General features: G+C 69.4%; 7 protein-coding genes and 2 pseudogenes. 3 read left to right on the forward strand and 6 right to left on the reverse strand.

Features of this window, described 5'->3' with window-relative positions:
• Positions 1-66: 66 nt before the first annotated feature.
• The 3 genes and pseudogenes from ACXAHD_RS10840 to ACXAHD_RS10850 all read right to left on the reverse strand — a co-directional run bounded on the left by ACXAHD_RS10840 (position 67) and on the right by ACXAHD_RS10850 (position 2,561).
• A complete protein-coding gene (locus ACXAHD_RS10840) occupies positions 67-1,134 on the reverse strand; it encodes an NACHT domain-containing protein (RefSeq protein ID WP_475050162.1) in 1,068 nt (355 codons plus the stop codon).
• Positions 1,135-1,332: 198 nt separating this feature from the next.
• Positions 1,333-1,682 (reverse strand): annotated as a pseudogene (locus ACXAHD_RS10845) (IS1634 family transposase); the annotation flags it as partial.
• 342 nt (positions 1,683-2,024) lie between these two features.
• A complete protein-coding gene (locus ACXAHD_RS10850; RefSeq protein WP_475050164.1) occupies positions 2,025-2,561 on the reverse strand; it encodes a hypothetical protein in 537 nt (178 codons plus the stop codon).
• Positions 2,562-3,336: 775 nt separating this feature from the next.
• On the opposite strand from ACXAHD_RS10850, the gene ACXAHD_RS10855 reads away from it, so the two are divergent.
• Together ACXAHD_RS10855 and ACXAHD_RS10860 are read left to right on the forward strand one after the other, a co-directional pair.
• On the forward strand, positions 3,337-3,537 hold the full coding sequence (locus ACXAHD_RS10855; RefSeq protein WP_475050167.1) for a hypothetical protein: 201 nt from the start codon (positions 3,337-3,339) through the stop codon (positions 3,535-3,537).
• Positions 3,538-3,706: 169 nt separating this feature from the next.
• Positions 3,707-4,831: an acyl-CoA dehydrogenase family protein gene (locus ACXAHD_RS10860; protein WP_475050169.1), complete on the forward strand. Its 1,125-nt coding sequence runs from the start codon at positions 3,707-3,709 to the stop codon at positions 4,829-4,831.
• A gap of 18 nt (positions 4,832-4,849) precedes the next feature.
• On the opposite strand, the pseudogene ACXAHD_RS10865 reads toward ACXAHD_RS10860, so the two are convergent.
• Positions 4,850-5,728, reverse strand: a pseudogene (locus ACXAHD_RS10865) (IS5 family transposase).
• A 446-nt stretch (positions 5,729-6,174) separates the two neighbouring features.
• Here ACXAHD_RS10865 and ACXAHD_RS10870 point away from each other — a divergent pair.
• The gene (locus tag ACXAHD_RS10870) at positions 6,175-7,368 is read left to right on the forward strand and encodes a cytochrome P450 (protein ID WP_475050172.1); all 1,194 of its coding nucleotides are present in this window, start codon (positions 6,175-6,177) and stop codon (positions 7,366-7,368) included.
• A gap of 44 nt (positions 7,369-7,412) precedes the next feature.
• Here the strand turns inward: ACXAHD_RS10870 and ACXAHD_RS10875 are convergent, their stop codons facing one another.
• Positions 7,413-9,743, reverse strand: a complete 2,331-nt coding sequence (locus tag ACXAHD_RS10875; RefSeq protein ID WP_475050175.1) for a lantibiotic dehydratase — start codon at positions 9,741-9,743, stop codon at positions 7,413-7,415.
• Positions 9,740-13,027, reverse strand: a complete 3,288-nt coding sequence (locus ACXAHD_RS10880) for a condensation domain-containing protein (RefSeq protein WP_475050178.1) — start codon at positions 13,025-13,027, stop codon at positions 9,740-9,742. Before ACXAHD_RS10880 ends, ACXAHD_RS10875 begins: the two co-directional genes overlap by 4 nt.
• Between the last annotated feature and the right edge of the window lie 117 nt (positions 13,028-13,144).

A 13,144-nucleotide genomic window follows, 5' to 3' on the forward strand; every position in this document is an offset into this window, starting at 1 on the left:
CCTGGAGAATCCTGCACACCGACTACCGCAGACCGCTCGCGACCTTCACGGAAACGATCTCCTGTGTCATCGGGCTGCACTTCTACAGGATTGCCTGTGAATAGACCTCACAGGATCACGTCTCGCTGCGGAGGTGGGCTCGTCCGCGCTATGGACGCTCCTGAGATGAGCGAAAACCGATTCCCAGCGCTGCCGAGCCGGTTCCGGATAGGACAGGTAGGCAATCGCCGCGTCGATGGTTACCGGCTCCAGTTCTACCACGGCTGCGGTGGCTAGAATCGTCTCCGAGCCGGTGGCTGCCTGCTCGTACTCGCGGCTACGACAGGTCGCCACCAATGGTCGGCCCGTTGCCGCATACGTGTCAAGGCGCTTCAATGCCCTGACGATCGCCGCAGCTGGCAGCTCATCCAGCCCGTCGAGTACAGGCAGAATCCTTCCGTGCTCGACCAGCCGGTCGGCCACCCGTCGCGGATCTCCGTACGGCTCGAGCACCTCGGCATAGTCTTCGGCGACCCGGCGGGCTAGAAACTCACCGACCGAAACGGCCGGATCCCATGTATTGATCGCTAGCAGCACCGGCACATCAGCCTCGCCGACGTCCCTGCGAGTATTGAGCAGTCCTAATGTGAGCAGCAGCGCGAACACGCTCTTGCCCGCGCCGGGCTCGCCCAGTACCAACAGATGTCGCCGGGGCAGCTCTCGAAACGCCGTCACGATCTCTTGGTTGATGCCGCTCTGCTCACCCCCACGGTTCCGCCTGTCCGAGGGAAGATCGGTGTGCCCGCGCAGTGGAAACTGCAGCCAGTCTCCACCCAGCGGATTGCCCAGTACCGCCTGCCTGCTCGCTGCCGGCCGTCCGGTCGAACGCCATGTAACCAGCAACGGTGCCGGCCGGGTTACCTCCCGCCGCACCGCCTCTCCCGACCACTGTTGCCGCAGTCGAGCCGCCAGATCAGTGATGACTTGGTCATCCGCACCACCCACAACCTCGGACCGGGAAAACACGAGATACGCCACCCGCAGCGAGCCGGCCGCCACCAGCGCGGCCATCGTCCACATCACCGGTGCCCACCACCGCCACGACTCGGGCGGGTCCACCGTGCCCGTGGCCATATTGCCCACCAGCGCGAACACGAGGCTCAACCCCAGTGCTAGAACGGATAGCATCAGCACCGAACGGCGTCTCAAACCGACCTCCCACCACCGCAGCCCGCACTGACGACAGAACATAGCGTGACCGACCTATGCAATTGCTCCGCAGCGAGGGCGCCCAGTTCGTGGACCGGCCTGTGGACGGGCTGTCCCTATGGGTTGCGTCAAGCGGCGAGGCGGGGCGTGGGCGAAGCACAGCCGCGCGATCTGGGCCCGGTATGCGCTCGTGTGGGCGCGGGTCAGGGTGCGGCGCATCGCCTTCTCGCTGGCCGGCTGACACCCCAGGTCGGTCAGTACCCGGCCGGTGTCGCGGATCGAGGTCGGTTCCACGATCCGCGCGATGGCCAGGTCCTGGAACACCTTGTCGTCCAGGGCGTCGAACCCGAGGCAGGTGAACACCGAGGCCAGCGCCTCGTACAGCACCCGAGACGCCGTCGACGCCACCCGCGGCGCGGCGACCACCGCCGCGGCCCACGCTCTGACGAACCGGCGACCTCGAACAGCCCCGCGTCGCTGGCCGGGCCGATCAGTGTCGTCACGATGGGCCTGTTCATCGGTAACGATGACGACGACTCACCCCCGGTGCAGATTCGACTGCTGCGGCTGTTGCTCGACGAGCCGACGGCACGGCAGTTCGCCGAGACACTGCTCGCGGCGGTCGACCAGGCCGAGCGGATCGCCGACGGGTTGGCTCTGCGCTCGGCGACCAGGAACCGATGGTCCTCGATGCCGAGGGAGTTGCGCATCCCTGCACCCCATGCGCCTGCTGTGGCGAGTGCGGCTGCAGCCACCCCTTCGGCGGGCGGGCCATGTGCGGAGCCTGCGCTCAGTACAGCCGGTGGGCTGCCGAAACACGACCGCTACTCGAGCGCTTACCTGGCGGCAGTCGACTCCAAGGACGCCTTCGTCGAGACCAGCGGCCGCAACCCACGCCGTGGGCTGCCCTGCCGCAGGATCTCCCAGACGGTGGAAGCCGCGACCTCCACACCCAGGACGAGCAGTTCGCCGTGGATGCGACGGTACCCCCACGTCGTGTTCTCGTGTGCCAGGCGCAGCACCAGCCGACGGATCGACCGCACGGTACGTGGCCGGCCGGCCCGCCGGGGTCGGGAGATTCTGGCGTGCCGGCGAGCGATCAGGTCACGGTGCCAGCGCAGCACCGTCTCCGGGCGGACCAGCAGTCGCAGGTTGCGCAGCACGTCGCGGGGTAGCCGGTGGAGCACAGCAGCAAGCCACGCCCGGTCAGCCGGGGTGAACCGGACCGTCTCGCCAGGCAGCTGCCGCTGCAGGACCGTGACCTGGTGGCGCAGCACGAGAATCTCGGCATCCTTGTCCCGGTCGCTCATCGGCAGCAGCCGTAGCAGCGCGAAAGTGTTGGTTACGCCGAGGTAGGCCCGTCGCAGCAGCACAACAAGTCATCCTCGCGCACCGCTCAACGTCGATCACCCGCCGCGCCAGGGAGGGCGGAGTCAAGGGTGCAAGTGAGTTCGGATCTCAGTGTTCAAGAAGGTCGTGACCAGGACGGACGAGGTTTTCGGCACCCGCACGGTACCGACACCGCCGTCCGGGCCACCTTGGGGATCACCGGCGGCACGAACGAGGTGGTCACCACGACCACCCGCGTGGGGTAGCGTTTTTGACCACGGTGATGCCTTCGGCTGCGGCGACTTGGTCGAAGGCGGAGTGTACTTGCCGTCGCGGTCGCGGCTGAGGGCTCGGAACCGGCCGGCATGTTGGCCGGTCCATGATGAGGCTGCAGGCCTGCTGGACCATCCATTGGCCGGTGGGGTACGCGGTGATGCCGAGGAGGAAAGGGGTCACGTAGAGGCGGCTCACCGACCGGAGGGCGAGCCGGCTTTCATCCCCCGTTCATGTGACGCACTCGTGCCAGGACCTGCCGGTAGCGTCACCACCATGTGGACGGCCTTCCTCCGTCGGCCATGTGGCTGGCCGCTGCCAGGGAGTCAGGGATGAACGTCGGCGACTTCGAGGATAGCTATGAGCTGTCGCCGCTCCAACAGGGACTCCTGTTCCGCATTTTCGGCGACGGCGACGCCGACGTGTATCTAAACCGGCGTATTTCCCTCGTGGCAGGGTATCGGGACGTCGACATGCTTCGGCAGGCGTGGGAGCAGACCACGCGTGCGCACACGATCCTGCGCACGTCGTTCCACTGGGGAGTGGATGGATCGGTCGGTTCAGAACGTGCACCGGGACGTGCCGCCACGGATCATCCAGTACGATTGGTCCGGCCTAGCGGACCAGGACGAGCGCTTCAAGCAGCTGATTGCCGAAGACGTGGCAGCTGGCTTCGATCCGGCAGTTCCGCCGATGCGGCGGCTGCAACTCATCAAGTTCGACGGCCGCATTCACGGTGTCGTTTGACGCATCACCTGTTGCTCGGCGGCTGGTCGGTACCGGTCTTCCTCAGCACGACCGTCGACGTGGCCACCGCGCCACGCGGTGGTCACTGTTTTCACCAACAGCAGCCGGAGATCGTGGAGAGCACCCTGCTGAACGGAGATGGTAGATGAGCCGCGCCGGTACCACCGCGTTGAGCCTGGCCGACGCGCTGCGGGCGGTGGACGCGGCCCGTGCCGTCATCACTGAGGAAGCGGTCAAGGCGGACAAGGCCGCAGCCTTTCCCAACCGGAGCGTCGCGGCGCTCAGGAGCGCCGAGCTCATGTCGGCGGCGATCCCGACGCGGTACGGCGGTCCGGGCTTCGATGCGGTACGGCTCAGCGAGATAGGCCGGAGGCTGGGGGCACTGTGCGGGTCGACGGCGATGATCTGGGCGATGCACCAGATCCAGCTCGGCTGCATGGAGCCCAGCGCGGATCAACAGCCCGAGGTCGCCGACTACCTCCGGCGGGCCGCCCGGGAACAGCTGCTGATCGCCTCCGTCACCTCCGAGGAGGGGGTCGGCGGCAACCTGCGTATGAGCAAGGCTGCGGTTCGGCCGGTGCCCGGCGGCGTCGAGATCGTCAAGCGGGCCCCGACCGTCTCCTACGCCGGTGCCGCTGACGCGTTCCTGGTCACCGCCCGGCGCGACCCCGAGGCCGCAGCTGGCGACCAGGTGCTCGTGCTGGTCGAGGCGCGCCAGGCGACACTGCGGCAGACCGGATCGTGGGACACGCTGGGGATGCGCGGCACGTGCAGCGCGCCGTACGCGATCAGCGCGGTGGTACGCCCTTGGCAGGTACTGCGGCAGCCGTTCAGCGAGATCGCGACGCAGCGCATGGTCCCGCTGTCCCACCTCCTCTGGGCCGCCGTCTGGTCGGGCATTGCCGATGACGCCCTGCGCAGGGCGATCGCCTACAACCGCTTGAAGCTGCGCAAGAGCACCGCCGCGCCCGACCCGCGCGTGGCCTGGACGCACGCTCGCGGTCAGATGATCAAGGACTCGATCCGCCAGTTCGCCGCCGACTACGCTGCTGACCCGCGCGGCGGCGCACTCGGCATCCGCGCCAACGCCCTGAAGATGCAGGTGTCCATCGACGCGCTCCGGATCGCGCAGCTCGCCCTAGAGGTCTGCGGGATGGCCGGCTACTCGGAAGTTGGGGACTTCTCGGTCGGACGTCACCTGCGCGACCTCTATTCCGCGCGGTTGATGATCCACAATGACCGGCTCAGCGGCGTCAACGCCGAACTGCTCACCTTCGGCGACGAACCCGTCTAGGGCGTGTATCGAAGTCGGTCACAGCCACTCGTTGATCGCTGCGACCTGCACGGTCGCCTCGTAACGGACGGCGAGTTTGTCGTAGCGGGTCGCGACGGCACGGTTGCGCGTGAGCCGGTTGATGCCGCACTCGACCGCGTGGTGTTGCTTGTAGATTTCGGGGTCGAAGGCCGGTGGCCTGCCGCCCTTCGACCCCAGCCCGCGCCGGTTGGCGTCCTGGTCGGCCTTGGACGGGATCGTCGTGGCGATACCCCGTCGACGCAGGTAGGCGCGGTTCGCCTTCGACGTGTACGCCTTGTCCGCCAGCACCCGGTCCGGACGGGTCCGGGGCCGGCCGGACTTCAGCCGGGGCACCCGCACACCGTCGAGGACCGTCGTGAACTGCGGGCTGTCGCCACGCTGCCCGCCGGTCAGCACGATCGACAGCGGCTTGCGGCCCTGTTCACAGCCCAGGTGCAGTTTCGTGGTCCGTCCGCCACGGGAACGCCCCAACGCGTGGTCGTCGGGTTCCGACCCGGTACCACCGGGTGGTTCGGCCTGCAGATCCCCCTTTTACGCGCTCCGGCGGCGTGCTGGTGCGCTCGGGTGATCGTGGAGTCCACGGACACGTCCCAGACGATGCGTCCCGCCGCGTCGGCCAGGGCCTGTAACGCGGTCAGGATCCGTGCCCAGGTGCCGTCGCGCTGCCACCGGCGGAACAGGGCGTACGCCGCCGCCCAGGAGCCGTAGTGGTCGGGGATGTCCCGCCACGGGGCGCCGGCCCGTGTGCGCCACCGGATCGCGTCGATGAGCTGCCGTTTCGTTGATGTGGACGGTCGGCCCCGGTCGGCGTGCGGTGGGTAGGAGTGGTTCCAGGACTGCCCACTGAGCGTCGGTCAGGTCGTGCCGCCTTGTCACCGCTACGCTGGTCACGAGGTCTCCGTGTTGATGGTTCGTCTTGGTCGATAAGCCATCTACCGGAGGCCTCGCTGTTTACCGGGCAGCGACACGCCGGAAGTTCGTCACCCACCCATGGCCGAGTGGTCGTCGGTCATGTCCAGCGGGGTTGGGTGGGGTCGACGGGGAGTAGCCGCAGGATTCGGGTTTGTTGGTACCCGGGTTGTGGGGCCGCTGCGTCGGTGGCGTAGTCGCGGTACTGGACGGTCAGCGGCGGCCGCCCGGCGCGCTCCGGGTCGCCGCCGGCGAGGTACAGGGCGGAAGCTCGCGCAGCACCAGCCCGACCGGCCAGCTGTCCGACACGATGTAAAGCGGTGGCCGGCACCGTGTTTACGGGACACGACCGGGTACGGTCCGCGCCATACGTTTCCCTTGGGGCATGTTTCTCGCGGGTACGGAGTCTGTCGATGGATGCGATCACCGATGTTCCCGGTTACGATCCCTTTTCGTACCGGATCCACGAGGATCCCTACCCGACTTACGCGTACATGCGCGAGCACGCGCCGCTGTACCGCAACGAGGCGCGGGACTTCTGGGCCCTCTCTCGGTACGAGGACGTGCTTCCCGCGCTGCGCAATCCCTCGCTCTTCTCGAGCCGCAACGGCATTTCGCTGGAACCGGACCTGTGGGGTCCCGAGGCGGTCAAGACAAGCTTCTTTCTCGCCATGGACCCGCCCGAGCACGGCGCGATGCGGCGGCTGCTGGGCACCACGTTCAAGCCGCGGTGGGTCAGGGAAGCCGAGCCGCGGGTGCGGGAGCTGACCCGGGCGCGGCTGCTGCCGCTGCTGGAGCGCCCCTCGTTCGACTTCGCGGGCGAGTTCGCCGCAGCCGTCCCCAACGACGTGATGTGCGACCTGATCGGCATTCCACGCGAGGACTGGGACCGGATCCGCGCAGACAACGACCTGCTCAATCACTGCGAGGACGGCGCCGATGTGCGATCCGCCGACACCATCGACGCCGGCTTCCGGCTCGCGGTCTACTACGTCGGCCTCGTCAACCAGCGGCGCCGACGCCCTGCCGACGACCTTATCTCCGCGATGATCGCCGCCGAGGTCGACGGCCAGCCGCTCACCGACTCCCAGCTCGTCGCGTTCCTTTTCCTACTCGTCAGCGCCACCAACGAGTCCACCGGCAAGCAGATCGGCCTGGCCTGGTACCACGGCTGGCGCTTCCCGGACGTGGCCCGCGCCGGGCTGAAGGGGCGGTCCACGGACTGGGGCAACGAGGCACTGCGCTACGACTCGCCGAGCCAGATGATGGCCCGCACGCTGACCCGGGAGACCGAGATCCACGGCGTCCGGGTCCCGGAAGGGGCGCGGATCGCCCTGCTGCCCGGCTCCGCGAACCGGGACGCCGCAGTCTTCCCCGACCCGGACTGCTTCGACCTCGACCGGGACACCAGCGCCATGATCAGTTTCGGCCACGGACCGCACTTCTGCCTCGGCGCCGTGCTCGCCCAACTGGAGATCACCGTGGCGCTGGAGGAGCTGGGCGCAGTGGTCAGCGACTACGACATCGACCTGAGTAACGCCCGCGCCATCCACTCCCCGCACCAGCGCGGCTGGGCCAAGCTCCCCACGGCAGTCACCCGCCGCTGACCGGCACTTTGCCCCCGCTGCCGCGTCAACATGTGCGGGCGTGGTCACTCCGGGGTGATGGCGACGATGCGCAGCTCGGCGGTGTAGCGGTTGCCGGCGGCATCGCGCAGCCAGAGCTGGTCAACGTCCGGCAGCATTTCGGTGATTGTGACCTTGCCGGCGCCCGACCCGGCGGTCCGCCGGATCGACTTCGCCAGCAGATTAACCAGGGGCAGGCTGCGGAAGTCGACGGCCATCGGCTTGCTCTCCACGTCCACCCGCACGAAGCCCCGCTCGGGCAGTTCGTGCTTCGCTCGCCAGCGCCGCGCCTGCGCGTACCGCTTGTCCTCGTCCTTGACGAACGCCCAGGTCGCGCCGGACGCCGGCAGCGTCCACGACTCGCGGCCGACGACCAGCCGGTCGATCGTGATGCGGGGCCGGTGTCGGCCGCCGGCGAAGGGGTGGAACGCGTTGGAGGCGAGCACCGACAGCGGTTCGCCGATAACCTCGAGGAAGCGGTGCGCGGGGCCGGCACCGGTACGATGGCGCACCACCACCTCGTCGCCCTGGCGTTCGGCGACCATGTCCAGCGCGGAGACCACGGTGGCGCCCGGCGGCGGTTCGAAGGTCTCGGCACCGACGCAGATGTACGTGTAGTCGGGCAGCATCAGCTCGACGGCGCGCGACATCCGGGTGGTGGTCTGCGGCGCGTCCATCCTCGGGATCGTAAAGACCCGGTGGGTGAAGCCGACTGCGGCGGAGGCGGCGGTGAGGCGTTTGGGCTCGTGGTGCTGGGCGATGAAAAGTTTGCTCTCCAGCGTATTGGTTGCGGCGTGCAGCTCGCCGAGAACGAAGTCGACGTCGCCGCTGGCGAGTGCCTGCGGGTCGGTCGCGGCGATCATTAGGTCAGGGGAGTGCCAGCGGGCGATGCTCCACAGCGGTGCCGATGTGGCGAACTCCCGCGCCGCCCGCTCGGCGATCTCGTCGCTGGTCACCTGGTGCTCGCGGACCTGCTCGAACCGCTCCGGCAGCAGGTCGAGCACCCGGCGCCAGCGCTCCTGGAACTCGATCTCGAACTCGTCCACGATCTCCGAACCGGCGCCGCCCTGGGCCAGCCGGGCCAGCTCCGGCAAGACAGAGGTGAGCAGCTGGAGCAGCGGCATCGCTGGCTTGCCGGTGCGGGCTGCCTCGCGGTCCACCACGTCCAGCGCCTTGGCCTGGTACCGTTCGCCGACCGCGTTCGCCAGCCACACCGCGCTGTCGAGCATCAGCCCCAGGGCGGGGGCGAGCGGGTCGGTGAGCCGGCGCCCCACGCGTACCTCACCGGCGCGGGCGGTGTCCTCGTAGACCAGTGTCCGCCCGGCGTAGGTGGTGCCGGAGCGGCGGGTGGCGGCGCTGCCGGTGATCCGGGAGAACGTCTCTGCTAGCGCTTCCATCGCCCGGAGAAGCCGGTCCGGGTCGCCGGCCGCGGCGTGCAGGGCGTCCCGGGCGTGGACCATCTCCTCCAGCGGCTTGCGGGCACCGGCTCGCACCGCGGGGTCGCCGATCGCGTCCAGCAGCTCCGAGAGCTCCTGCTCGGGCCAGGTGACAAGGTGGACGCCGAGGTCGATACGGACCGCGCCGTGATCGCGCAGCCGCAGTAGCGTCGCGACGGTCGCCGGGTCAAGCGGGTGACCGGCGATGTCCCGTACGGTACGCCGGCCGTCGCAGCGGGCCAGGACCTGTAACTCCTGAGCTGTCAGCGTGACAGGCTTGCGGAACGGCAGCCGCAGCGAACTGCCGATGACCACAGTGGATGGCGATACACGGGGGCGCAGCCATGGCCACAGCTCCGGGCGGGCGGCGATCGTGTCCGCGACCGCGTCGATCGCCCAGCCCTCGAAGTACGCCGTGCGTCGGGCGAGTAGCTGCGGCCCCGGCTCGCTGATCAGGCCGATGTCCTCCGGACCGATCCGGGCCCAGCCGACCGGCCCGAAGAAGCCGACGGTGTCGTTCTTGAGGCAGTACCGCTGGAGGTAGTTGACGATTGTCTGCTCGTGCCCCCGGCCGCGGGTGTTGCGCGGCTCGCCGGCCGCGGCCTTGTCCAGGCAGTCCCGGATCAGGTTTGGGTTCTGCCAGGTCACCGCCTCCCGGAAGGTGCTCTCCCCGGCGGTACGGCGGATCGCGGCGCTGAGCCGGTCCGCAGCCTCGGCAAAGATCTTCCGGTACCGCTCCTGCGTGGCCGGTACCGCGTCGTCGAGCAGGTCCGCGGCGACGGCCAGTTCGTCGTCGCAGATCTCGGTGAACCGCTCGGCGGGAAAGCCCGCGCCGCGCAGGGCGCTCTCCCGCCACAGCGTCCAGCGGGTGCCGCCCAGCGGGACCAGGTGCTCCGACTCGCCGACCATCTTCGATCTCACCCGCGCTCCGGCTCGGCTGGACCGATCTCGTCGAGCAGCGCCTCTAGGTCCTCAACGCCGGCCAGCTCGCCCTGGGTACGGACGATGAGCTGGGCCAGTTCGTCGACGGTGGGTGACTCGAAGACGTCCCGCAGCGACAGTTCGACGTTGAACTGCTCCCGGATTCTCGTCGTGAGCTGGGTCGCCAGCAGCGAGAACCCGCCGAGTTCGAAGAAGCTGTCGTGGATGCCGACGCGGTCCAGCCCGAGCAGCTCCTGGAGGATGTCAGTGAGCTGCCGTTCCATCGGGGTGCGCGGGGCGACGTATTCGTCGCCGGCCCCGCCGTCCGCGTCGTGTTCGCCGAGGACGGCTAGGTCGTACGTGCCGTCCGCCGCGAGTGGCAGCCGGTCCAGAACCACGAAGTGGCTGGGGATGAGGAAGCTGGGCAGACGCAGCATCAGTTGCTGGCGAAGGTTTGTCCCCTGCGCTGGGTCGGGTCCGGTCAGGTATCCCACCAGCGTGGTCTCGCCGTCCATGCCGACCTTTTCGGTGACCACGGCGTCCCGTACCTCGGGCAGGTCGCGTAGGGCGCCGGCGGTCTCGACCGGGTCGATCAGCGGGCTCGCGCCGAGCCGGCCGACAAACTCCAGCGTTCCGTCCGGCCACCGCCGGCCCAGGTCACCGGTCTGCTGGGAGCCGAAGCAGAGTTCGGCCACCTCGCCGACTGCGGCTGCCTGCCCCGACGGGTGGCGCAGCGTCGCCGGCGTGCCGTCCAGTTCGGTGCCGAGCGGCACCCGCAGTGGCGCGGTCTCCTGCTGCCAGTTCGCCGGCACCTCGTAGGTGGCCAGGGGAAGGCCGTCGGGACGGGTCCGGTAGGCGGCAACGTACCGGCTGCCCGGGGCCAGCCGCCGCAGCGCGGTGACGTCGTGCGAGATCAGCTCGCCGTTGTTGCCGACCAAGGCCAAGCGCAGCGCCGGAACCGTGGTGTCCGATCCGTACCCCGCCGCGCGGAGCACCGGCGGGCTCAGATACGCCACCGTGATCGCCTTGTCGCGCAGCCAGCCGGCGACGTCGCCGGCGACCGGGCCGTCGGACAGTACCAGGGTGCCGCCGGCGGTGAACGCGCTGGCGAGCGCCGACATCAGGTGACCCGGCTGTCCGGACAGCACCGCGAACCGGTCGTCGCTGGTCAGCCCGAACCGCTCGACTGCCCAGTCGCTACCCGGCTCGGCGGCGTCCGCGTCGTCCGGTGCCGGCGGCTCCCCGGCGAAGATTCCGCCGAGTTCCACCGTGTCCGGTGCGGACTCCCCGTCGGGGTGCACGTCGAGCAGGAGCGCGGCACCGAGGTAGCGCACCGCCACCACACTGTCCGGCTCGGTCACCGTGAACGTCGCGCCCGCCCGTAGACAGCCGACGAGTGCGGCAACGAAGGCGGCGCCGCGGCGGCGGACGACCGCGACGTGGCCACCGGCCCGCACGCCCCGGGAGTCGAGGACAGCGGCCACCTTCGCGGCGGCACTGTCGAGCCACCGGTACCCCCACTCGCCGTCGGCGTCGACGACCGCGACCCAGTCGGCGCCGCGGGCGTGCCGGGCGACCGCCAGGTGCGGGGCGGCGCGATCCACCGGGGCCGGTTCCTGCGGCGGTGGTGCGGGCCCGAGCGGGTAGTCCAGGATGCTGCGGGTCGGGTCGGCCAGCACCGCGCGCAGGAAGGTGCCGATGTGCTCGGCGAGCAGCCGCATCATCTCGACCCGGAACCGGTCGGCGTTGAAGTAGAGTTCCAGCCGCAGGGCGCCTTCCCGCTCACGGGCGATGAGCGCGAGGTCGAACTTGCTCGGCATTGTCGGCGCCTCGTCCATCGGCTCGACCTCGATGCCGCTGATGTACTCGACCTCGGGCCCGCCTACGACGTTCAGCACAGCCTGGAACAGCGGTGTGCGGCGCGGGTCGCGGCTAGCTTGGAGGTCTTTGACGAGCATGTCGAAGGGGGCGTCCGCGTGCGCGTACCCGTCCAGGGAGGTCTTGCGCACCTGGGCGAGCAGGTCGGCGAAGGTCGCCGCGCTGGACAGCTCCACCCGCATCGGCAGGGTGTTGACCAGGAAGCCGATTAGCTTGTCGGTGTCGGCGTTGCCGCGTCTCGCGACCGGCACACCGATGACCACATCGGACTGCCCCGACCATCGGCTCAGTACCGCCGACTCGGTCGCCAGCAGCGCCATGAACGGAGTCACTCCGTGCCTGCGGCACAGCTCGTGCAGCGCGGTGGTCTCCTCGACCGTGAGGGCGAACGGGATCGTGTCGGCGCCGCCGCCTTGAGCGGAGAGGAAGCGCTGTGCGGTCGGCAGCGCCAGCGTCGGCGGAGCGCCGGCCAGGTGGCGATGCCAGTAGTCGACCTGCTTCTGGAGCCGTTCGCCAACCAGCCAGCCGCGCTGCCACGACGCGTAGTCGCGGTACTGGACCGGCAGCGGCGGCAGGCCGGCACGGGCCGCGTCGCCGCCGGCCTGGTACAGCGCGGACAGCTCGCGGACGAAGAGCCCGATCGACCAGGCATCGGAGATGATGTGGTGCATGGTGACGCTGAGCACGTACGTGGTGTCGGTCAGGCGCACCAGCTGGCACCGGAACAGCGGTCCTTCGGCGAGGTCGAACGGCGTAGCCGCCTGCTCGTCGGCGAGCACGATCGCCGCCGCCTGTCGATCGCCGTTGCTGTCGCGCAGGTCCCGCACATCCAGGCGCCAGTCCGGGTCGGCGTCGTCGACCACCTGTATCGGTTGACCATCCGCGGTGGGGAAGCGGGTGCGCAGCGCCTCGTGGCGTTCCAGGATCACCCGGACGCTCGCCTCCAGCGCGGCGATGTCGAGGTCGCCGGCGAGCCGCCGTCGCCCGTGTACGTTGTACGCCGCGCCGGGCAGCAGCTGGTCCTCCAGCCACAGCCGCTGCTGGTCGTAGGAGAGCACCGGCTTGGCGTCCGGCGTCCGGCGTCCGATCAACTGCGGCTCCGCCGTGGAGCGGGCGGCCACGACAGCGGCCAGCGCCGCCACCGTCGGGGACTCGAAGAAGTCCATCACCGGGATGTGCACGCCGAGCGTCTTGCGGATCCGTGCGACTACGCGGGGGGCCAGCAGCGAGTGGCCGCCGAGTTCGAAGAAGTCGTCGAGGACGCCGACGTCCGTGCGACCCAGCACATCCGACCAGATCTCCGCGATGGCGTCCTCGACGGGTGTGCGCGGCGGGACGGGGTGGTCAGGGATCTCCGCACCCTCGTCGGGATCGGGGAGGGTGCGAGCCGGGGAAGGGTGTGCCATGGCTCAGACGTTACGGGCAGCCACAGGCCACTTGGCTGTCACACAAAAGGGGGTCGGAACGACAGATGCCGCCCGGACACAGTAGATCCCGGGCGATCCCGGTGCGTCGCCGGGGTA

It is taken from the genome of Micromonospora sp. ABR4_055 (assembly GCF_056160425.1).